This is a genomic window from Velazquezella soli (assembly GCF_977018685.1).
This window is the reverse complement of sequence record NZ_CDRNXF010000004.1, coordinates 106,728-127,642: the sequence shown is the minus strand read 5'-3', so window position 1 is coordinate 127,642 and position 20,915 is coordinate 106,728. Positions and strand designations below refer to the sequence as shown.

24 protein-coding genes are annotated in these 20,915 nt (G+C 59.7%); 10 read left to right on the top strand and 14 right to left on the bottom strand.

Features of this window, described 5'->3' with window-relative positions:
- Window positions 1-32: 32 nt before the first annotated feature.
- Window positions 33-1,595: a 2-polyprenylphenol 6-hydroxylase gene (ubiB, locus tag AC0JZ8_RS04215; RefSeq protein ID WP_471891880.1), complete on the bottom strand. Its 1,563-nt coding sequence runs from the start codon at window positions 1,593-1,595 to the stop codon at window positions 33-35.
- Window positions 1,596-1,599: 4 nt separating this feature from the next.
- On the bottom strand, window positions 1,600-2,376 hold the full coding sequence (ubiE, locus tag AC0JZ8_RS04210) for a bifunctional demethylmenaquinone methyltransferase/2-methoxy-6-polyprenyl-1,4-benzoquinol methylase UbiE (protein ID WP_062454932.1): 777 nt from the start codon (window positions 2,374-2,376) through the stop codon (window positions 1,600-1,602).
- Window positions 2,377-2,503: 127 nt separating this feature from the next.
- On the opposite strand from ubiE, the gene mutM reads away from it, so the two are divergent.
- From mutM to AC0JZ8_RS04185, 5 genes are all read left to right on the top strand, one after another.
- Window positions 2,504-3,382: a bifunctional DNA-formamidopyrimidine glycosylase/DNA-(apurinic or apyrimidinic site) lyase gene (mutM, locus tag AC0JZ8_RS04205; protein WP_471891879.1), complete on the top strand. Its 879-nt coding sequence runs from the start codon at window positions 2,504-2,506 to the stop codon at window positions 3,380-3,382.
- A 280-nt stretch (window positions 3,383-3,662) separates the two neighbouring features.
- Window positions 3,663-3,929 (top strand): 30S ribosomal protein S20, encoded by a 267-nt coding sequence (gene rpsT / locus AC0JZ8_RS04200; RefSeq protein ID WP_062454038.1) that lies wholly within the window; start codon window positions 3,663-3,665, stop codon window positions 3,927-3,929.
- Window positions 3,930-4,776: 847 nt separating this feature from the next.
- Entirely contained in the window at window positions 4,777-6,345 is a 1,569-nt protein-coding gene (gene dnaA, locus AC0JZ8_RS04195; protein WP_471891878.1) for a chromosomal replication initiator protein DnaA, read from the top strand.
- 126 nt (window positions 6,346-6,471) lie between these two features.
- Window positions 6,472-7,089 carry a LysE family translocator gene (locus AC0JZ8_RS04190; RefSeq protein WP_184654175.1) on the top strand — a complete coding sequence of 206 codons (618 nt, stop codon included), beginning with the start codon at window positions 6,472-6,474 and terminating at the stop codon, window positions 7,087-7,089.
- Between the two features lie 5 nt (window positions 7,090-7,094).
- Window positions 7,095-7,688 (top strand): class I SAM-dependent methyltransferase, encoded by a 594-nt coding sequence (locus AC0JZ8_RS04185; protein WP_062454036.1) that lies wholly within the window; start codon window positions 7,095-7,097, stop codon window positions 7,686-7,688.
- Here AC0JZ8_RS04185 and hemW read toward each other — a convergent pair whose 3' ends face one another.
- From hemW to rph, 4 genes are all read right to left on the bottom strand, one after another.
- Window positions 7,689-8,852 carry a radical SAM family heme chaperone HemW gene (gene hemW, locus AC0JZ8_RS04180; protein WP_062454924.1) on the bottom strand — a complete coding sequence of 388 codons (1,164 nt, stop codon included), beginning with the start codon at window positions 8,850-8,852 and terminating at the stop codon, window positions 7,689-7,691. It abuts the gene before it with no gap.
- A 36-nt stretch (window positions 8,853-8,888) separates the two neighbouring features.
- Entirely contained in the window at window positions 8,889-9,533 is a 645-nt protein-coding gene (rdgB, locus tag AC0JZ8_RS04175) for an RdgB/HAM1 family non-canonical purine NTP pyrophosphatase (RefSeq protein WP_471891877.1), read from the bottom strand.
- A gap of 8 nt (window positions 9,534-9,541) precedes the next feature.
- Window positions 9,542-9,946, bottom strand: a complete 405-nt coding sequence (locus AC0JZ8_RS04170; RefSeq protein ID WP_192087615.1) for a VOC family protein — start codon at window positions 9,944-9,946, stop codon at window positions 9,542-9,544.
- Between the two features lie 123 nt (window positions 9,947-10,069).
- Window positions 10,070-10,789 carry a ribonuclease PH gene (gene rph, locus AC0JZ8_RS04165; protein ID WP_092663772.1) on the bottom strand — a complete coding sequence of 240 codons (720 nt, stop codon included), beginning with the start codon at window positions 10,787-10,789 and terminating at the stop codon, window positions 10,070-10,072.
- Window positions 10,790-10,922: 133 nt separating this feature from the next.
- Here rph and hrcA point away from each other — a divergent pair, with 133 nt between their 5' ends.
- Both hrcA and grpE read left to right on the top strand, forming a co-directional pair.
- Complete coding sequence (gene hrcA / locus AC0JZ8_RS04160) at window positions 10,923-12,002, top strand: heat-inducible transcriptional repressor HrcA (RefSeq protein ID WP_062454032.1); 1,080 nt, start codon at window positions 10,923-10,925, stop codon at window positions 12,000-12,002.
- Window positions 12,003-12,091: 89 nt separating this feature from the next.
- Window positions 12,092-12,730 carry a nucleotide exchange factor GrpE gene (grpE, locus tag AC0JZ8_RS04155; protein ID WP_062454031.1) on the top strand — a complete coding sequence of 213 codons (639 nt, stop codon included), beginning with the start codon at window positions 12,092-12,094 and terminating at the stop codon, window positions 12,728-12,730.
- A gap of 72 nt (window positions 12,731-12,802) precedes the next feature.
- On the opposite strand, the gene AC0JZ8_RS04150 is transcribed toward grpE, so the two are convergent.
- From AC0JZ8_RS04150 to lptC, 7 genes are all read right to left on the bottom strand, one after another.
- Window positions 12,803-13,039, bottom strand: a complete 237-nt coding sequence (locus tag AC0JZ8_RS04150) for a hypothetical protein (protein WP_062454030.1) — start codon at window positions 13,037-13,039, stop codon at window positions 12,803-12,805.
- A gap of 139 nt (window positions 13,040-13,178) precedes the next feature.
- Entirely contained in the window at window positions 13,179-13,643 is a 465-nt protein-coding gene (gene ptsN / locus AC0JZ8_RS04145) for a PTS IIA-like nitrogen regulatory protein PtsN (RefSeq protein ID WP_062454029.1), read from the bottom strand.
- A gap of 61 nt (window positions 13,644-13,704) precedes the next feature.
- Entirely contained in the window at window positions 13,705-14,277 is a 573-nt protein-coding gene (gene hpf, locus AC0JZ8_RS04140) for a ribosome hibernation-promoting factor, HPF/YfiA family (protein WP_062454028.1), read from the bottom strand.
- 228 nt (window positions 14,278-14,505) lie between these two features.
- Window positions 14,506-16,089: an RNA polymerase factor sigma-54 gene (gene rpoN, locus AC0JZ8_RS04135; RefSeq protein ID WP_471891876.1), complete on the bottom strand. Its 1,584-nt coding sequence runs from the start codon at window positions 16,087-16,089 to the stop codon at window positions 14,506-14,508.
- A gap of 167 nt (window positions 16,090-16,256) precedes the next feature.
- A complete protein-coding gene (lptB, locus tag AC0JZ8_RS04130) occupies window positions 16,257-17,057 on the bottom strand; it encodes an LPS export ABC transporter ATP-binding protein (RefSeq protein WP_371816128.1) in 801 nt (266 codons plus the stop codon).
- Between the two features lie 18 nt (window positions 17,058-17,075).
- A complete protein-coding gene (locus AC0JZ8_RS04125; protein ID WP_062454026.1) occupies window positions 17,076-17,624 on the bottom strand; it encodes an LptA/OstA family protein in 549 nt (182 codons plus the stop codon).
- A gap of 12 nt (window positions 17,625-17,636) precedes the next feature.
- Complete coding sequence (gene lptC, locus AC0JZ8_RS04120; RefSeq protein ID WP_062578831.1) at window positions 17,637-18,314, bottom strand: LPS export ABC transporter periplasmic protein LptC; 678 nt, start codon at window positions 18,312-18,314, stop codon at window positions 17,637-17,639.
- A gap of 213 nt (window positions 18,315-18,527) precedes the next feature.
- On the opposite strand from lptC, the gene sppA reads away from it, so the two are divergent.
- The 3 genes from sppA to AC0JZ8_RS04105 all read left to right on the top strand — a co-directional run bounded on the left by sppA (window position 18,528) and on the right by AC0JZ8_RS04105 (window position 20,326).
- Complete coding sequence (gene sppA, locus AC0JZ8_RS04115) at window positions 18,528-19,484, top strand: signal peptide peptidase SppA (protein WP_471891875.1); 957 nt, start codon at window positions 18,528-18,530, stop codon at window positions 19,482-19,484.
- Between the two features lie 47 nt (window positions 19,485-19,531).
- Window positions 19,532-19,831 carry an integration host factor subunit beta gene (locus tag AC0JZ8_RS04110; protein WP_062454023.1) on the top strand — a complete coding sequence of 100 codons (300 nt, stop codon included), beginning with the start codon at window positions 19,532-19,534 and terminating at the stop codon, window positions 19,829-19,831.
- A gap of 117 nt (window positions 19,832-19,948) precedes the next feature.
- A complete protein-coding gene (locus AC0JZ8_RS04105; protein WP_062580121.1) occupies window positions 19,949-20,326 on the top strand; it encodes a lipopolysaccharide assembly protein LapA domain-containing protein in 378 nt (125 codons plus the stop codon).
- Window positions 20,327-20,336: 10 nt separating this feature from the next.
- Here the strand turns inward: AC0JZ8_RS04105 and AC0JZ8_RS04100 are convergent, their stop codons facing one another.
- Window positions 20,337-20,807 carry a CoxG family protein gene (locus tag AC0JZ8_RS04100; RefSeq protein ID WP_471891874.1) on the bottom strand — a complete coding sequence of 157 codons (471 nt, stop codon included), beginning with the start codon at window positions 20,805-20,807 and terminating at the stop codon, window positions 20,337-20,339.
- Window positions 20,808-20,915: the final 108 nt, after the last annotated feature.

Genomic DNA, 20,915 nt, shown 5'->3' with positions numbered 1-20,915 from the left:
AACCTGGACATCTGATGTCGCAACGCGCCTTTTCAGACGACGGCGAAGGCGATGACGACGAGCGAGATCGCGATGATCCACAGTGCCCAGCGGCCGGAGCGGCTGTGCCGGGCTTCCGCCTTGCCGATCGCGTCTGCCGTTTCGGGATCGAAACGCAGGCCGTGTTCGCTCATGTGAACGAGTTCCCGGTGCAGGGTTTCCGTCTTGGCGGCAATCTCCGGCAAGGCTTCGGCGAGCTTCAGCCCTGCCTTCATCCCGTCCTTAAGGTCGGATGCGATGCGCTTGGGGCCAAGATTGTCGCGGATCCACTGGCCGACGACCGGCTCTGCGGCCTTCCACATGTTGAAACGCGGGTCGAGGATACGCGAAACGCCTTCGACGACGACCATGGTCTTCTGCAAGAGGATCAACTGCGGCTGGGTCTGCATCTCGAACAGGTCGGTCACTTCGAACAGCAGCGCCAGCAGCCGGGCCATGGAGATGGTTTCGGCGGGCTGACCGTGGATCGGCTCGCCGATCGCCCGGATCGCCTGCGCGAAGGCCGCAACGTCGTGATGCGCTGGCACATAGCCCGCTTCGAAATGCACCTCGGCGACACGCATATAGTCGCGGGTGATAAAGCCGTAGAGGATTTCGGCTAGGAAGCGCCGTTCCTTTTTTCCCAGCCGTCCGGTGATCCCCATGTCGACCGCGACGATCGTACCATCAGGCTCGACGAAAAGGTTACCGGGGTGCATGTCGGCATGGAAAAAGCCGTCGCGCAGCGTGTGACGCAGGAAGGACTGGATCAGCACTTCCGCGAGCTTTTCCAGATCGTGGCCGGCAGCCCTCAGCGCCGGGACGTCGTTCATCTTGGCGCCGTCGATCCACTCCATGGTGATGACGTCGCGGCCGGTCCGTTCCCAGTCCACTTCAGGCACGCGGAAACCTGGGTCGTCCGCCGTGTTTTCGGCAATCTCGGAAAGGGCTGCAGCCTCCAGGCGCAGGTCCATTTCCATCTTGGTCGTCTGTTCCAGCGTCCGCGTCACCTCAATCGGGCGAAGCCGGCGGCTGGAGGGCATCAGGCGTTCCTGCATGCGGGCAACCACATACATGCCTTCGATGTCATTTGCGAAACGCTGGCGCACGCCGGGGCGCACCACTTTCACGGCCATCTTTTTGCCGTTCACTTCGGCCGGGTGCACCTGCGCGATCGAGGCGGCCGCAATCGGCTCTTCGAACGATGTGTAGAGATCACTGATCGGGCGGCCAAGCGAGGTCTCGACGGCGGTTTTGGCAGCATCCGTGGGGAAGAAGGCCATCCGGTCCTGCAGCATGGCAAGATCGACGGCCCAGTCGACGCCGACGACATCCGGGCGGGTGGCGAGAAATTGGCCGATCTTCACATAGGAAGGACCAAGCCTTCCCACGGCGCGGGTCAGCCTTTCGCTGCGGGGCTGCTTCTTCGCCCTGAAACGGGTGAGCGGCTCGAGCATGGACTTGAGAATGCCGACGGCCGGCGGCAGGTCCTGTGTCGGCAGGGCCGAAACCACGCCTTCGCGGACAAGAACCCAGCCGACACGGGCGAGCCGGAAATAAGCGCCGATCGTGCTCATCGCTTCAGAGCTTCCAGCCGGAATGCAGCGCCGCGATCCCGCCGGTATAATTGGTGTAGCTCACGCGCGAAAAACCGGCGGTGCGGATCATCGCTGCGAAATTTTCCTGGTTGGGGAATTTGCGGATCGATTCCACCAGATACTGGTAGGGCTCGGAATCACCGGTGATCATCTTGCCGAAGCGCGGGATCGCCCGGAACGACCACTCGTCGTAAAACTTGTCGAGCAGCGGAAGTTCAACTTCCGAAAATTCCAGAACCAGCAACCGTCCGCCACGCTTCAGCACGCGAAAGGCTTCAGACAGCGCCACGTCGATGCGCGGAACGTTGCGGATCCCGAAGGCGACCGTATAGGCGTCGAAGGAATTGTCCTCGAAGGGCAGGGATTCTGCATTCGCCTCGATGAAATCGAGATTGCCGGACAGCTTTTTCTTCTGCGCCCGCTCGGCACCCACGGCCAGCATCGAGCCATTGATATCGAGCACCGTCGTATGGGCCTTGAGGCCCGAGGCCTCGACGATGCGGAATGCGACGTCGCCGGTGCCGCCCGCCACATCCAGCGTCCGGTAGCTCGCATCCTTGCGCGGATTGAGCGCGGTAATCATCGCGTCCTTCCACACCCGGTGCATGCCCGCCGACATGACGTCGTTCATCACGTCATAGCGCTTGGCGACCTTGTGGAATACGTCGTTGACGAGGCCCTGCTTTTCCCCATCGGCCACCTGGCGGAAGCCATAGGAGGTTTCCATTCCGCCTTCGGCGCGGGTGCGGGCTTCGGTCATGGGCAGCTCCTCGGTGTCTCTATCCAGGCGGACCATAGCGAAACCGGTTTCCGGACGCTATGTGGTGGATTACCGCCCGGTCTATAGAGCACCGGCGGCATCGTTGAAACAGGAAGTTAGGTAGACCATGCCCGAATTGCCAGAGGTCGAAACCGTTCGTCGCGGCCTTTCTCCGGCCATGGAGGGAGCAAAGCTTGCAAGGCTGCAGCTGAACCGCACCGATCTGCGCTTTCCGTTCCCGGAAAATCTTGTCGCCGCAGTCGAAGGCCGGCAGATCATCGCGCTGGGAAGACGCGCCAAATACCTGCTGATCGACCTCGAAGACGATCTCACCATCATTGCCCATCTCGGCATGTCCGGCTCGTTCAGGGTCGAGGAAGAGGCGCTTGGCACATTTCATCATCCGCGCTCCAAGGACGAGAAGCATGACCACGTCGTCTTTCATCTGGAGCGTGGCAACGAGACATTGAAGGTCATCTATAATGATCCGCGCCGTTTCGGCTTCCTGCATCTGGCAAAGCGCAGCGAGCTCGATCTCTACCCGGCATTTGCGCAACTCGGTCCGGAGCCGACCGGCAACGCGCTCGATGCGGAGTATCTCGGCAAGCGGTTTTCCGGCAAGGCGCAGCCATTGAAGAGCACGCTGCTCGATCAGACCGTGATCGCCGGTCTCGGCAATATCTATGTCTGCGAAGCGCTGTGGCGCGCGCACCTGTCGCCGAAGAGGGCAGCGGGCAGCATCGTCACGCGCAAGGGCCGGCCGAAGAAGGAGCTGGTGCTGCTGACGGAAGCGATCCGCGCTGTCATTGCCGATGCGATTGCAGCCGGCGGCTCGTCTCTGCGCGACCATATCCAGACGGACGGCTCGCTTGGCTATTTCCAGCATTCCTTCTCTGTCTATGACCAGGAGGATAAGCCCTGCCGCACGCCGGGCTGCGGCGGCACCGTTTCTCGTATCACCCAAGCCGGCCGCTCCACCTTCTACTGCCCGCGCTGCCAGAAGTGATCAGCCGTTGCAGGCGATGTTTGAAGGCGCGTCCCTATAAGGAGAGTGGGAGGGGTTATGGTCGCGAAAAGGACGCGGGACTTCGCCAAACGGCAAATTCAGCAGCACCCTTCATGCGAATCCGCGTTGACGAGGCGCGCTATACCGGTTATATGCCCGCCCACAGTTGGGAAAGCCTGATCGACGGCTTCCTCTATTGCTCCCGAATTGCTGGATTGATGGTCGCAGGACCTACGCGGCAACGGCGGAGTTTTGGTTCGAATTCGTAGAGAGGCATGATATGGCCAATACAACTTCGGCGAAAAAAGCGACCCGCAAGATCGCTAGCCGTACCGCAGTCAACAAGTCCCGCCGCTCGCGCGTTCGTGGCTTTATCCGCAAGGTTGAAGAAGCGATCGCAACGGGTGACGTATCCGTCGCTGCTGCTGCTCTGAAGGCAGCTCAGCCGGAAATCGCACGCGCTGCAACGAAGGGCGTCCTTCACAGCAACACGGCGTCCCGCAAGGTCTCGCGCCTGGCAGCTCGCGTCAAGGCACTCTCCGCCTAATATCACCTTTAGCGTGCATGCATCAAAAGCCTGGTCGGTCGACCGGGCTTTTTGTGATTCTCGGTCCTTTGTACTTCGTTAACCGGCTCAGTAACGGTTACGTGTCAGGTGCGTGACAGATTTTCCCGATGAATTACAAAGGCTTATGAGAGGTCTGCCCAAGTCTGGCGGCAATTCCGCCAACCCGCCGCCTGCTTTCTGAGTCAAGGTTTTTTTTATTTTTTCTCTGAATCGTACCATCAGAAATAGATGGATTTTGAATCCCATTGATTCAACTGGGATTCTTCTCCGCAACCCTCCGGCCATTCAAATCGCGCCCAGAGAGTCAACGGTCGCGCTCGGATTTTGCGTAAAATTCATCATTGATCTTGCCATTTGATCCTGCCTAAATGGCTTTTAGCGAGAGGCATGGAGTTCACTCCTAGAGCCTGCCGACAACCGCTCGACACCGAGCGGCCCGGGGACTTTAAGCAGCTTGCGGCGAGATGTTTTTCTCGTTTCCTTATTTAACCGATGGTTGCAAGCCGGAAATTGGCTTTTCCGGCAACAGCTGAACTTATGCGTGACGGGGCCGACTGGGGAGTCGGAAGAAGGCATTGGGAAGTCAGCGGCTCTTCATAACGAGGATGGAGCGTGCGCTGAGTTGCGGGTTGGCTCCCGCAGGTCTGGATCAGACGAGGTGATCCGGATCGATCTTTGATGGTCCGGGCGGTTGGCCTGGAACTTTAATCGATGGGGAAGGGCAGTCATCGTTTCCTCGCGGAGACGGGCTGTCGGACGTAGTTAAAAAGAATGTGTCCTGGCGGGAAACAGAACCGCCGGGCTCCTATGGAAAAGGCGGCGAATAATGCAAATGAATAACGTATCGGCTCGTGCAACCGGCAACGGGGGCAATGCACGACAGGCGTTTGATTCCGTTTGCGCACAGGCGGCAGGGGAAACACCAGTTATGAAGCATGATGCTCTTTTCGAGCGGTTCAGTGTGCGTCTTAAAGCACAGGTCGGCCAGGATGTTTACGCAAGCTGGTTTGCAAGACTTAAGCTTCACACCGTCTCGAAGAGTGTCGTCAGGCTCACGGTGCCCACGACGTTTCTGAAGTCTTGGATCAACAACCGTTATCTCGATCTGATCACGTCGATCTTCCAGGCGGAAGATGCCGAGATCCTCAAGGTGGAGATCCTGGTCCGCACGGCAACCCGCGCTGCAAAGCCGGTATCGGATGTCCAGGACGGCGTCATTGGCTCGGATGCTCCGGCACCTGTCGCGTCGCAACGCCCATCTGCACCGCGTGAGATCGGCAAGATCGCCACGTTCCCGACTGCCGCGTCCATCCCGGTTCGCCAGTCCTCGCAGCCCGGCCCGTTGTTCGGTTCGCCACTCGACAGCCGTTATACGTTCGACACGTTCGTTGAAGGCGCCTCGAACCGCGTGGCGCTTGCCGCTGCCAAGACGATTGCGGAAGCCGGTGCCGGTGCCGTGCGTTTCAACCCGCTGTTTATTCATTCCGGTGTCGGTCTCGGCAAGACCCACCTTCTGCAGGCCATTGCCAACGCCGCCGTCGGCAGCCCCCGCATGCCGCGCGTGGTCTATCTCACCGCCGAATACTTCATGTGGCGTTTCGCAACCGCGATCCGCGACAATGATGCCCTGACGCTCAAGGACAGCCTGCGCCATATCGATCTGTTGATCATCGACGACATGCAGTTCCTGCAGGGCAAGATGATCCAGAACGAATTCTGCCATCTGCTCAACATGCTGCTCGACAGCGCCAAGCAGGTCGTGGTTGCTGCCGACCGCGCGCCCTGGGAGCTGGAATCGCTCGATCCGCGGGTTCGCTCGCGTCTGCAGGGCGGCGTGGCCATCGAGGTCGAGACGCCGGACTACGATATGCGCATGGAAATGCTCAAAGGTCGTCTCGCGGCTGCCCAGCAGGATGATCCATCGCTCGATATCCCGCACGAAATTCTCGATCACGTCGCACGCAGCGTCGTCAGCACCGGTCGCGAACTGGAAGGCGCGTTCAACCAGCTGCTGTTCCGTCGCTCGTTTGAGCCGAACCTCTCGATCGAGCGCGTCGACGAGCTTCTCGCCCATCTGGTCGGCGCCGGGGAAGCAAGGCGCGTCCGGATCGAGGATATCCAGCGCGTCGTGGCACGCCATTACAACGTCTCGCGGCAGGAACTGGTCTCCAACCGCCGCACCCGCGTCATCGTCAAGCCGCGCCAGGTCGCCATGTACCTCTCGAAAACCATGACGCCGCGCTCCTTCCCGGAAATCGGCCGTCGGTTTGGTGGCCGCGACCATACGACCGTGCTGCACGCGGTTCGCAAGATCGAGGACCTGATCTCGGGCGACAGCAAGCTCAGCCACGAGGTCGAGCTTCTGAAGCGCCTGATCAACGAAAACAATCTGTGATCATCGACTAACCGACCCAAGCCGGCTCTTATCCATCGGATGAGAGCCGGTTTTTGTTTGTCCGGGCGTTGACGGGATTTGGCTTCTGGCGCACACCAATTTTTTTTGGTGTGCGAGGAGCGTATCGTGTTTCTTTTATCCGTGGCGACCATCTGGGCTGTCGCCTGCATTACCCCCGGGCCAAATACGCTGCTGGTGATCCGCTATTGCCTCACAGCACCGCGCAGGGTTGCCATTACGGCAGCCATGGGAACGATTACCGGAACATGCCTGTGGGGCTTTGCGGGCTGGCTCGGGATCAATGCCCTGTTTCAGGCAGCTCCCTTCGCCTATGTCGCGCTGAAGATCGTCGGCGGTCTTTATCTCGTATGGCTCGGCCTGCGCGTCTTCATGGATGTCCGGAAGGCCCGGACAACACCCGAATTTGCCCCCACAGAACGCGAGATACCGCTGAGGAAGGCTTACCGACTGGGGCTTGCGACCAACCTCGCCAACCCGAAATCGGCTCTCTTCGTTGCCTCGCTGTTTGCCGCTACCATGCCGGCGGGCACGCCGTTTCTCTACGGGCTAGCGGCAATCGCTGTCATGGTCGCGGTTTCGGCCTGTTACTATACGTTTCTGGTCGGCCTGATCACCCATCCGCGGGTAGCGAGCGCCTATCTCAAGGCCAAGCAGAAGATCGACCTCGGCGTTGCCACCGTCTTCGTCGGCTTCGGCACCAAGCTTCTCCTGTCACAGAAGTAAGAGCCATGGCGGAACACGATCAGACCCTCCGCTTCTACGCCGACAATGCGAAGGCCTATGCCGGTTATCGGGAAAAGGCGAACGAGATCCGGCTGGAAGCATTTCTCTCCCGCCTCTCTCCGGGTGCCCGAGTTCTGGAACTTGGCTGCGGCAATGGCCGCGACAGCGGTTTCATGATTGAACGCGGCTTTGACGTCACCCCGACGGATGGCGTTGCGGAAATGGCAGAGCAAGCCTCGCGCCGTCTGGGGCGTAGAGTCGCGCTACTGCGCTTCGGGGATATCGACAGCGTTGCTGCCTATAGTGGCGTCTGGGCCAATGCCTGCCTTTTGCACACGCCGAGAAATGATCTCGCCGATATCCTTGCCCGCATCCACCGGGCGCTGCGCCCTGGCGGCATTTTCTACGCAAGCTATAAGACCGGCGAGGAAGAGATGACGGATGCGATAGGTCGCTATTACAACAACCCGTCGCGGCCCTGGCTCGAACAGGCCTACAGGACCGTCACGTGGTCATCGCTCGAGATAAGCACGAACGACGGCAGCGGCTATGATGACCGGCCGACCGAATGGCTGCATGTGACGGCGGTAAAGGCCTAGTCAGCAGGCGAGGTCGGCAACGACAGCATCGAGGATCAGCATGCCGGACGGCGTGCAGCGCAGCCTGGAATTTCCCAGCCGCTCGATAAAGCCGTGTTCCAGAAGCCGCTCTTCGCGGACCGGGTCGGGATCGCGGCCGGAAAGCTCCTGCCAGCGCGCCAGGTCGACGCCTTCGGTCAGGCGCAGTCCCATCAGAAGCAACTCGTCCGCCTGCTCGTCGAAGCCTAGCAGTTCCTGGTCGACCATGCCGTGGCCTTGTGTCTCGACCTGATCCAGCCAGGTCTCCGGACGCCGCTCGGTGGCAGTGGCGATCTTGTCGCGTCCCCGCGTCAGACGGCCATGCGCGCCGGGACCGATGCCGGCATAATCGCCATAGCGCCAGTAGGTCAGGTTGTGCCGGCTTTCGGCACCCGGCTTGGCGTGGTTGGAGACCTCGTAGGCCGGCATGCCATGCGCTGCGGTGATCTCCTGCGTCGCCTCATAGAGAAGCGCCGACTGCTCGTCATCTGGAACGATCAGCTTACCAGCCTTGTGCAGGCCGTAGAACGGCGTGCCTTCCTCGATCGTCAGCTGATAGAGGGAAAGGTGATCGACGGCATAGGAAATGGCCTGCTTCAGCTCCGCTTCCCAGGCCTCCACGGTCTGCTTGGGACGGGCGTAGATCAGGTCGAACGACATGCGCGGAAAGATCTCGCGCGCCAGCTTGATCGCCTTCAGCGCGTCTGCCACGTCATGCAGGCGGCCGAGGAATTTGAGATCCGTATCGTTGAGCGCCTGCACGCCCATCGAAACCCGGTTGATGCCGGCAGCCCGGTAGCCGCGAAAGCGCTCCGCCTCGACGCTTGAAGGGTTCGCCTCCATCGTGATCTCGATCCCGTCAGGCACATGCCAGTGCTGCGCGATCCCGTTGAGGATCGCCCCGACGGTTGAAGGATCCATCAGCGAAGGCGTGCCGCCGCCCAGAAAGATGCTCGTGACCGTCTTCGGCCCGCTCATCTTGCGCATCGTCTCCATCTCTTTCAGAAACGCGGCGGTGTAGCGAAGCTGATCCACGGGCTGGTGGCGGACATGGCTGTTGAAATCGCAATAGGGGCATTTGGCCGCGCAAAACGGCCAGTGCACGTAAACGCCGAAGCCCGGCTCACCCGTGTCGGGTAGCAGCATGCCGGAAAAAAGGGGAGCGACGGCGTTCAATGGGGATCAGGCCTCCAGGCAGGTTTCGACGAACAGCTTGAACGCGCGGGCCCGGTGCGAAAGCGCGTGCTCATCGCCAGGCTTCCAGCCGTGCTTTTCCTCGCTGGTCATTTCGCCGAACGTGGTCTCGTGACCTTCCGGCTGGAAGATCGGGTCGTAACCGAACCCGGCAGCACCGCGCGGCGGCCAGGCGACAACGCCCTCGACATCGCCGCGGAAGAGTTCGGTGTGGCCATCCGGCCAGGCAAGGCAGAGAACGCTCACAAAACGGCAGCTGCGCTTGTCGGGCGTGGTCGCACCCTTTTCCTGCAGCGCGTCTTCCACCTTCTGCATCGCCATCGCGAAATCACGGCTGCCATCCTCGCGCTCGGCCCAGTTGGCGGTATAGACACCGGGAGCACCGTCCAGCGCATCGATGACGATGCCGCTATCGTCGGAAAGGGCGGGCAGGCCGGACGCCTTGGCAGACGCAAGCGCCTTGATCGCCGCATTTTCCTCGAATGTCGTGCCGGTCTCGTCCGGTTCCTCGAACTTCAGTTCGGCTGCGGACTTTGCCGAAAAGCCGAACGGACCGATCAATTCGGCAATCTCACGGATCTTGCCGGCATTGTGGCTGGCAACGACGATCGTTTTCGTCTCAAGCTTGCGCATGAAGGTTCCTATAGATTCCAGAGCCTCGGCTCTGCGCATTCCAGACTGTTGCCGGCCGGGTCGCGGAAATAGAGGGATCGGGCGCCGGTTGGCCAGCGAAAATCGCTTTCAATCACGATGCCCGCCTTGTTGAGCTTTTCGACCATTCTGTCAATCGCCGGGCCGTCCATACGAAAGCACACATGCCCCGGTCCTGTCGTGCCATGCGGCGGAACCGGCAGCGCATCATCAGGCGGCGACTTCAGCGTCTCGGCGCGATTGAAGATCAACAGGATGCCGGGTCCGCATCGGTAAAACACGTGGCGATCGCCGGCCCGCAGCACCCGCTCAAGCCCGAGCAGTTCACCGTAAAAGGCTTCCGCCGCATCGAGATCATCGACATAGAGCGCTGTTTCGAGAATGCCGTCGATCAAAACAGTGGCTCCCTTGTCTGATGCTGCCCCGCCATGAAGGCGGGGGAGGAGGTTCGATCGAGAGGTAGTCTCTCCGGAAAGGAAGACTGCCCCTCGCAACTCTTGAATCAGCCAGCGTTGAAATCAGCCGCCGATCGCCTGCTTCTGCAGCGCTACCAGTTCCCGGGTGCCGTCCTGTGCCAGCGACAGCAGGTTGAGGAATTCCTCCTGGCTGAAGGGAGCACCCTCGGCCGTGCCCTGAATCTCGACGATGCCGCCGCTACCCGTCATGACGAAATTCGCGTCTGTCTCGGCGGCCGAATCTTCGAGATAGTCGAGATCGATGACCGGCTGGCTTGCAAAGATGCCGCACGAGATCGCCGCGACATGGTCTTTCAGAACCTTGTCGAGCTTGATCATCGAGCGGGTGTCCATCCATTTCAGGCAATCGTACAGCGCCAGCCAGCCGCCGGTGATGGCCGCCGTACGGGTGCCGCCATCGGCCTGGATCACGTCGCAGTCGATGGTGATCTGCTTTTCGCCAAGCGCGGAAAGATCGACCACGGCGCGCAGCGAACGGCCGATCAGGCGCTGGATTTCCTGGGTGCGGCCACCCTGCTTGCCGGTCGCAGCCTCGCGCTTCATCCGGTCGCCGGTGGCGCGCGGCAGCATTCCGTATTCGGCGGTGACCCAGCCCTTGCCGGAATTGCGCAGCCACGGCGGCGTCTTTTCTTCAAGGCTTGCGGTGCACAGAACATGGGTATCGCCGAACTTGACGAGACAGGAGCCCTCGGCATGCTTGGAGAAATTGCGCTCGAACGAAATCTTGCGCATCTGATTTGTCTGTCTGCCTGAAGGCCGCATCCGTCACTCCCTGGATTATTGTTTCCGCCTTCTAAGGCTCGGAGCCGTCATTTGCAAAGAATTTCCCTTTTGCGGATGCGCAAGTGAGCGACTATATCTGGGAGATGAGATCAGCAGCATGGTAAAGGGGCCAATGGTATTTCCGGGACTGACGGGTCGCGACAACGGCTCCGTGCTTGATGATCGTTCGCGGGAAATCTTTCGCCGCATCGTGGAAAGCTATCTGGAATCCGGCGAGCCGGTCGGTTCGCGCAATCTGTCGCGACTTCTGCCGATGTCGCTGTCACCGGCTTCCGTGCGCAACGTCATGAGCGATCTCGAAGAGCTCGGCCTCATCTACTCGCCGCATATCAGTGCAGGCCGCATGCCAACCCAGACAGGGCTGCGGTTCTTTGTCGATGCCTTCATGCAGGTCGGCAATCTCTCGGAAGAAGACCGCGCCAGCATCGACCGGCAGATCCGTCCGCCTGATCGCGATCAGACGCTCGAAAACCTGATGGCGGATGCAAGCCTGATGCTGTCGGGCGTCTCGCGTGGTGCTGGCATTGTCATCACCGCCAAGAACGATCCGGTCCTCAAACATGTCGAGTTCATCCGCCTAGAGCCGACCAAGGCGCTCGCCGTCCTCGTTGGCGATCATAACCAGGTGGAGAACCGCATCATCGATCTGCCGGCCGGCGTAACCTCGTCGCAGCTCGGCGAGGCCGCAAATTTCCTCAACGCGCATCTCGCCGGCCAAACGCTGCCGGAATTCCGCGGCCAGATGAAAATGCTGAAGGAACAGGTCGCAAGCGAGCTTCACACGCTGTCGCATGATCTGGTGGAGCGTGGTCTGGCTTTCTGGTCTGGTGATCAGGAGGACGGAAAGCCGGGCCAGCTCATCGTACGCGGCCGGGCAAATCTTCTCGAAGGTCTGGCTGACGTCAGCGATCTCGATCGGCTGCGTCTGCTGTTTGACGATCTCGAAAAGAAGGACAGCCTGATCGAGATCCTCGACCTTGCCGAAAAGGGACCGGGCGTGCGGATCTTTATCGGTTCGGAAAACAAACTGTTCTCCCTGTCCGGCTCCTCGCTCATCGTTGCGCCCTATCGTGATGGCGAGGAACGCATCGTCGGCGCGGTCGGCGTGATCGGCCCAACCCGGCTGAATTACTCGCGCATCGTGCCGATGGTGGATTACACGGCGCAGCTGCTTGCAAGGCTATCCCGCTAGGATGTTCCCAAGGCCTTGATTTTTTCGCCCCGAACCTCGATATCGGGCGCAACCACCCTTCCAGATTCCAATACGCACCGGAGACCGTCATGACCGACGAAACCAAGAAGAACGGACCTGACGCAGCTGCTGTCGAAAACACGGCGGAAGCCGTGGCATCCGCTCTCGAAGACGCCGCCGATCAGAGCGCAGGGGAAGCCTTCTTCGCGCAGGAGCCCGATCCGATCGATGTGCTCAAGGCTGAAAATTCCGATCTGCGCGATCGCTTCATGCGGCTTGCCGCTGAAATGGACAACCTTCGCCGCCGCACCGAACGTGAAGTAAAGGATGCCAAGTCCTACGCCGTCTCGGGCTTTGCCCGCGATATGCTGGCCGTCTCGGACAATCTGCGCCGCGCGCTCGACACTGTTCCGGCAGACAAGCGTGCCGGAGCCGATGCGACGCTGACGAGCCTGCTTGAAGGCGTCGAAATGACCGAGCGTGGCATGCTGTCGACACTCGAGCGGCACGGCGTCAAGAAGATCGATGCCGAAGGCGAGAAGTTCGATCCGAACTTCCATCAGGCCATGTTCGAGATCCCGAATGCGGATGTACCCAACAACACTGTCATGCAGGTCGTCCAGGCCGGCTTCATTATTGGCGAACGCGTCTTGCGCCCGGCCATGGTCGGCGTCGCCAAGGGCGGCCCGAAGGTTGAAGCAGCGGCGGCTGAAGACAAGAAGGACTGAGCTCCTTAGAGCCTTTCCAAGAAAAATGGGCGCCTCGGGCGCCCATTTGCGTTTGGCGACCGCGGGTAAGGATCAGTGCGTCGTATCCAGCGAAACATGCGCCAGGGAACGGATCAGGGCCAGTTCCGAATTGAGATGGGCTCGGGTCTTCTTGTCCGCATCGCCGATCAGTCCCTCCTGACCATCGGCAATTTTGAAGATTGCATCGAGCTCATCGAGAAGATGGGGATCCTTGATCGCCAGCAGGATGATAACCGCCTTGAGCAGTCTGTCATTCGCAGCGATCCTGGCACGTATGTCGTCATTCATGTCTATCTCCTTCAACGGGAAAGACATGTGGCGTATTTGACAAAAGGCAATTCTAAAGAGGGCTCGAAAACAAGATTAGCCGCTCCATTCGAGGGTGAACGCGCGGCTTTACTCTATAGAAAAGGAGTATAGAGCCGCCTCAGGCGGCGTGGTTTGCCTGTTCTGCATTCAGAAAGGCGTAGATTGCCGACGCGGAATCGGTCTTGCGAAGCTTGGCAACGAGATCCTGATCGCGCAATACGCGGGCAATACGCGAAAGCGCCTTCAGGTGGTCGGCACCGGCGCCCTCTGGGGCGAGCAGCAGGAACACAAGATCGACCGGCTCGTCATCAAGCGCTTCGAAGTCGATCGGCGATTCCAGGCGGGCGAACACGCCCTTGATGGACGATATGCTGCTGAGCTTGCCATGTGGGATGGCAATGCCGTGGCCAACGCCCGTCGACCCCAGCCGCTCCCGTTGCAGGATGACGTCGAAGATCTCCCGCTCGGGAACACCCGTCAGCTTGGCCGCTTTCACAGCAAGTTCCTGAAGAAGCTGCTTCTTGGAGGTCACTTTAAGGGCAGGAACAATCGCATCTTGCTGCAGCAAATCCGCCAAAGCCATTCTTATCATCCTTTTGCCGCGAAGGGCGAAGAGAGCGCCAAAGGCGCTCTCCCGAGAGTTTTTAGTTCTTCATACCGGTGGAATCGATCCAACCGATATTTCCGTCATTGCGCCGGTACACGATGTTCAGCTCCTTTCCAGGGCTGCGGAACAACAGGACCGGTTCGTCCGTCATGTCGAGCGCCATCACGGCGGTCGCAACGGACATCGTCATCAACTGCTTCGTGCTTTCCGCAACGATGGTCGGTGCGAAATCGTCTGGCACGTCGTCTTCTTCATCCGGTACACGGTCCATGACCGTGTAAGCCACTTCGGAAAAACCGTTCGCGTGATTGCCGGCGTGATGGTCCTTCAGTCGACGCTTGTAGCGACGAAGGCGTTTTTCGATCCGCTCCGCTGCAGCATCGAAACTTGCCTGTGGATCATTCGCTTCTCCGGCCGCATGCAGGACGATCCCGGTATCGAGATGCACCTTGCAATCTGCCGAAAAACGCGAGCCGGACTTCTCGACGATCACCTGACCCGAATACCCCCCGTCGAAGTATTTGGTCACTGCACCGCCGATGTGGTCCTCGATCTTCTGTCGAAACGAGTCGCCGATTTCCATATGTTTACCGGATACACGCACACTCATGGAGTTACTCCTTATTGTCGTGACTTGCATGTTCCAGTCTACGCCAACCGGCCTCTTGATCCAAGCGGTTCACGAATGGCAGGGCCAAATTGGTTTGGGAATTGGTTTAGATCCCGTGTCGCCCGGTCAGGTTGCGGCGGGTCTCTAAACTGCCATTAACGGAATGTCAATCTGTGCGGCACGTGTGGCGAATACCGGGTCGCCTATGACTGCCCTCGATATGTGAGGCTAGAACGCTGCCAGTTTCGCGATGGCGCGCTTTTCCCGCCTGCGTTGCACCGATGACGGAATATTCATCGCCTCGCGATATTTCGCCACCGTCCGGCGCGCAAGTTCGACACCGCCCTGCTTGAGGCTGATGACAATGTCGTCATCCGACAGGACGGCACTCGGCAGCTCATGAGAAATCAACAACCGGATGCGATGCCGCACCGATTCGGCCGAATGGGTGTCTCCACCTTCTTCCGCCGAGCCGATCGACACTGTGAAGAAGTATTTCAGTTCGAACAGGCCGCGTGGCGTCAGCACATACTTGTTGGAGGTGACGCGGCTGACGGTGGATTCGTGCATCTTGATGGCCTCTGCCACCGTCTTTAGGTTGAGCGGTCGCAGGTGATCGACGCCGTGCAGCAGGAAGGCATCCTGCTGGCGTACGATCTCGCTTGCCACTTTCATGATCGTCTTGGCGCGCTGGTCGAGGCTGCGGGCGAGCCAGTTCGCCGTCTGCATGCAGTCCGACAGAAAATTGTGATCTTCGCCGTTCTTCGGGCAGTGTTTGGAGACCGTGTTGAAATAGGTCTGGTTGACCAGAACGCGCGGCAGGGTATCGGGATTGAGTTCGACGTTCCATCCACCATCAAGCGATGGCCGGACCACGACATCAGGTGAGATAGACTGCGAGAACCCGCCCTCGAAGCCCGCACCCGGCTTCGGGTTGAGCTTGCGGATTTCAGCCATCATGTCGATCAGATCTTCGTCGTCCACGCCGCAGATCTTGCGCAGAGACGCAAAGTCACGCTTGGCGAGAAGATCGAGGTGATCGATCAGCGCTGCCATGGCCGGATCCAGCCGGTCGTTCTGGCGCAACTGGATCGCCAGGCATTCGCTCAGGCTACGGCAAAATACCCCGGGTGGATCGAAGGTTTGCAGCTGAACGAGAACGGCCTCTACCGCCTCCGGCGCCTTGCCGAGACGGGCCGCGACCTCTTCTATGTCGCCCTGGAAATAGCCGGCATCGTCCAGCTGGTCGAGCAGGTCCTGGGCGATCAACCGGTCGCCCGGGGTGGTCACCACGAAAGGCAGCTGTTGTCCGAGATGATCGCGCAGGGTCACCTGACCCGCAACGAAATCGTCGAGGTCGTAGTCCTCGCCGGCATCCCCGCCGGGCATCGATTTCCACTGGCCGAGAAGTTCGGGCGCGTCCGGCCGCTGTGCCGGTGCGTCGTCGGGAAACACGTTTTCAAGGCTGGCGTCGAGGTGATCGCCAAGCTTGGCCGTGCCGTCGCGGGTTGCGCTCTCATACCAGTCGAGGGAGCCGACATCGGCTTGCGCCGCCGATTGGCCTTCGAACTGTCCGTCATCCTCGCGCGAACCGGAAAATTCCAGATCGCGGGGATCAAGCGCGCCTAAATCCGCATCACCATCGCCGTCGCCTGCCGCTATTTCGAGCAGCGGATTTTTCTCGACTTCCTGGGCGATGAACTGGTTGAGTTCAAAATGCGTCATCTGCAGCAGCTGAATGGACTGCATCAGCTGCGGTGTCATCACCAGCGATTGGCTCTGTCGCAGAAAAAGACTGGCAGATAACCCCATGGCGGACGCGAAACTCCCGTGATCTCCTTAAAATCATGCGGTCATCGCACGATAGTCGAGAGGAAGACACCGAGATTATCGGTGCCATCCTTCAACTGGCACAAGAATTGCTTTTTTGATAGATTTGGTCAAGCGGCACGAAGCGGGAAAGTAGATTCTTTCTGGCCTCAGAGGCTGAACTTGTCGCCAAGGTAAAGACGACGAACATCCGGATTGTTAACGATATCGTCGGCCCTGCCATGCGTCAGGACTTCGCCTGCGTGAATAATGTAGGCGCGATCGATGAGACCAAGCGTTTCGCGGACGTTGTGATCCGTTATCAGTACCCCGATACCGCGCGCCGTCAAGTGGCGAACCAGGTTCTGGATGTCGGAAACGGAAATCGGGTCGACACCGGCAAACGGCTCGTCCAACAGCATGAAGGCAGGGTCGGTCGCCAGCGCGCGGGCGATCTCGAGGCGACGCCGTTCGCCACCCGACAACGCGACAGCCGCGGACTTGCGCAACTGGCTGATGTGGAATTCTTCCAGCAACTCGTCGAGCTTCGCTTCGCGCTTGTCGCGGTTCGGTTCGTGCACTTCCAGAACGGCGCGAATGTTGTCTTCGACGGACAGTCCGCGAAAGATCGAGGCTTCCTGGGGCAGGTAGCCGACGCCGAGACGCGCGCGCCGATACATCGGCATATGCGTCACCTCGTTGCCATTGATGGCAATCATGCCCTCATCGACAGGCACAAGCCCGGTGATCATGTAGAAACACGTCGTCTTGCCGGCGCCGTTCGGTCCGAGCAGGCCGACAGCCTCGCCCTTGCGAACGACCAGCGATACGCCGTTCACCACGCGCCGCGTGTCATAGGTCTTGGAAAGACCATGCGCCACCAGCGTACCCTCATAGCGCGCCTTGTCGCGTGCAATGAAAGGTTCGGTCACGGGCGACCGGTCGGCAGACCGGTTGGAGAGGAAAGGTATTTTCAAGGGCTTGGATTTCTATTGCTTAGGCCGCGACTTCGGGTCGAGCATAATTTCCACGCGGCCACCGCAGGAATCGAGCTTCGCCTGTCCGGTCGCCATCTGCACGGTCAGCTTGCAGCCGCGAAACACGTTGGCGCCTTCGGAAAGCACCACTTGCTTGCCGGAAAGCACGAAGGTCTGCGAGGTCATGTCGAACTCGCCCTTTTCGGCGGTCGCCTGCTGAGTGCCCGAGGTGAGGAAAACGGTGTCGTCGAGAAAGATCTTGTCGATGTCGGTGCTGCCGGAGGTCACCGAAGCGCCTTCACCTTTGTAAAGCACGGTCATCTTGCCGGCCTTCATCGTGGTCGTACCCTGCACCACCTGCACATTGCCGGTGAAGAAGGCACGTTTTTCCTGATCCTTGATTTCCAGCTGGTCGCTCTGGATCTGGATCGGCGCATCGTTGGAAAGCTTCAAGCCTTCCATCTTGCTGCTGGTGGTCTGGGCGGTCGCGCTGAAGGCAAGGCCGAACACGAGTCCGGTGGCCATCACGGCGGAAGAGATACGAAAGAGTCGATTCGTCATTGCGGCCGTGCCCTATTTGCCTTGGTTGCGGATGCGGGCAGGGTCGAGGTCGACCTGAACCTTGCCGATCAGGGTGATTGTGTGTCCCTTATCCGTTATCTTCAGGGAGTTCGCAACAATGGAACCCGCGTCCATGGAGATTTTGACCGGGTCCGGCGTATCCATCAATCCACCCGGTATATCGAGGCGGGCGGATTGGAAGCGCGCAGTAATCCCGTTGGACAAATTAACGTCGAATGGTTTGGTAAGATCCAGCTTGTCGGCGCCACGATCGAAGTCGGCTCCGGCGGCCGTGACACGCGCAACGACCTCGTCATTGATCGGCACGGCCGCCTTGACGTTTTCGAGGCTGATCATGTTCGGGTTCTGGATATCCTGCAATGCGCGGTTGGCAATCATCGAATAGCTGATGCCGTCGCTGTTGCGGCCGGAAATCGCGGGCCGTTCCATGACGATCTTGCCATTTTCGATGCGCGCGCTTTCGATCGACAGGTTTTCCGGCAGATAGGCGCGCACGATCGCCACCCCGATAAAGGCGGCGGAGATGATGGCTGCACTGATCGGCAGGAATATCTTGAGCTTGCGCACCCTTGCGGAATGGGCAAGTGCCGACTGATAGATATCGTCGGGCGACTGCCCGATCGCACGGGAAGCGCCGGCCAGGGCTGGGTTGCGGATATGCTGCAGCATTCTGCTCGTCCGGTCCTTTCCGGCAAGATTTGTCGTAAAGATGACTGGGCCGCCTGCGTTGAGATCGACGTAAGCGGCGCTAGTTGTTCACCTGCGGCCTCAATATGGTTTTTATCGTTCAACAAACAATAATGGATAACATAAAAACGTGATATGCCCGCTTGAAACAATAAGCCGGACCCTATTTGGGCTGGCTCGCTTTGAGGATTGAGAATGGATCAGATGGGGATTGCTGAACGGCGCCAGTTGCGTCGGAAACTGAGTTTCTGGCGGGTTGCGGCCCTCGTGTTTCTCGTCGGTATCGGTTTCGCGCTGTATCGGGTCACGGTCGGCACCAGTGGCAACTCCGCGGTCGCGCACGTCGCTCGCGTCGATATCTCAGGCATGATCCTCGACGACAGGGAATTGCTGGAGCGATTGGAGAAGATCGCCGAAAGCAGCCAGGCAAAAGCGCTCATCGTCTCGATCAATTCTCCGGGCGGAACGACCTATGGCGGCGAGCGCATCTTCAAGGCCATCCGCCATATCGCGCAAACCAAGCCCGTCGTCTCGCAGGTCCGCACCCTTGCCGCATCCGCAGGCTACATGATTGCGTCTGCTGGCGATCATATCGTCGCCGGCGAAAGCTCCATCACCGGCTCGATCGGCGTCATCTTCCAATATCCGCAGGTCGATGAAGCCCTGAAAAAGATCGGCGTGTCGCTAGAGGAGATCAAGTCCGCACCGCTCAAGGCCGAACCGTCGCCCTTCCATCCTGCCAGCGAAGAAGCCAAGACGATGATCCGCAACATGGTGATGGACAGCTACGCCTGGTTCGTCGACCTTGTGGCCGATCGCCGCAACATGCCGCGCGATGAGGTTCTGAAACTCGCTGACGGTACGATCTTCACAGGCCGTCAGGCGCTTGCCGTCAAGCTGGTCGATGAACTCGGCGGCGAAGACGAAGTTCGCGCCTATCTTGCGACCCGAGGTGTGGCCGAAAGCCTGCCCGAAGTGGAATGGAAGGATGGCAAATCCTCGTCCTCATTCTGGTTCGCCAGTGCCGTGGCGCAGTTTTTCCGCATGACCGGACTGGGCGACCAGATCTCCCCCGCAGCGCTTCGGATCTTCGGCTCCGACAAGTTGTTCCTTGACGGTCTGGTTTCCGTTTGGCAGGTTGGAAGCGACTGAAAGCCTAATTTTTTCAGGGGGCACCTAACTTTTTTCAGGGGGCAGAAGTGATCAAATCTGAACTGGTGCAGATCGTTGCAGCGCGCAATCCGCATCTCTACCATCGTGACGTCGAGAATATCGTCAATGCGGTCCTCGACGAGATCACTGATGCTCTCGCCGGCGGAAACCGGGTCGAGCTGCGTGGCTTCGGCGCCTTTTCGGTAAAGAACCGTCCGTCGCGCTCCGGCCGCAATCCACGCACAGGCGAAAGCGTCTTTGTCGAGGAGAAGTGGGTGCCCTTCTTCAAAACGGGCAAGGAATTGCGCGAGCGCCTCAACCCGGATCTTGCCGACGAGGATGATTGATCGCCTCGAAGGTCGGGCGTCACACTTGAAAGCATGACGCCGCCCTCTATTCTGCACTGGACGCCGGCAGCGATGACGGCGATCCATCGTTTGATTGTCACTTGCCGGGAGAAAACCATGACCAAGTTCAAGAGGATCGTGAGCCTCGTGATCTTTGTGCCCCTCGGCATCGTTTTGATCGTGCTGGCCGTCGCCAACCGTCAAAGCGTCACGCTCGCGCTCAATCCCTTCCGTCCGGAAGACAGCCTGTTGTCGCTGACGGCGCCGCTGTTTCTGCTGCTGTTCCTGGCCGTCCTGTTCGGGATGGCGCTCGGCTCGTTCGTGACCTGGTGGAGCCAGGGCAAACATCGCCGACAGGCGCGGATCGAAGCGCGCGAAGCCGTCCGACTGCAAAAGGAGAACACTGCCGCGGCCAAGCCGTCGCCGTCAGTCGTTCCGGCCAACCAGGCCATTGTTCCCGCCCCGGCCAGCAACGCCGCGCTTCCAGCCAGATAACGACCCGCGGTCAGAGCCCCTCGGTTCTGGCCTCCGCCGTCTTGGCGATGACCGCTGCGTTGAAGTCCGCAAAGAACTTTGCTGCCAGCTTCTCGGTTGTCGACCGCACGAGCTTGGATCCGAGCTGCGAGATCCGTCCTCCGGTTTGCGCACGCGCGATGTAATGCAGCACGGTCTCAGTCCCGTCTTCCTCAAGCCGCACGTCAGCCGCGCCCTTGGCAAAGCCCGCAATGCTTCCCTGACCCTCGGCGGAGATCGTGTAGCTTTCTCCCGCCCTGATGTTCGAAAGCGTGATCGTGCCGGCAAGGCCAAGCGAGATCAGGCTGAAGCGAACCTTGATGCTGGCGGCAAGTTCGTTGTCCGAAATCCACTCCAGCCGCTCGCAACCGGGAATGCACTGGCGGATGGTTTCGGCATCGTTCAGCGCGCGCCACACGATATCCCGCGGCGCCGCGATCCGTTCCTGCCCTTCGATATCCATCTCGATCTCCCGTTTCGCTGATTAGATAGGCGTCGAAGCGAGCGAAAACAGATCTGACGCTATTGCCGGCTTTGAAGAACGCGGCACAGATGCTATCTGCTGCGAAAG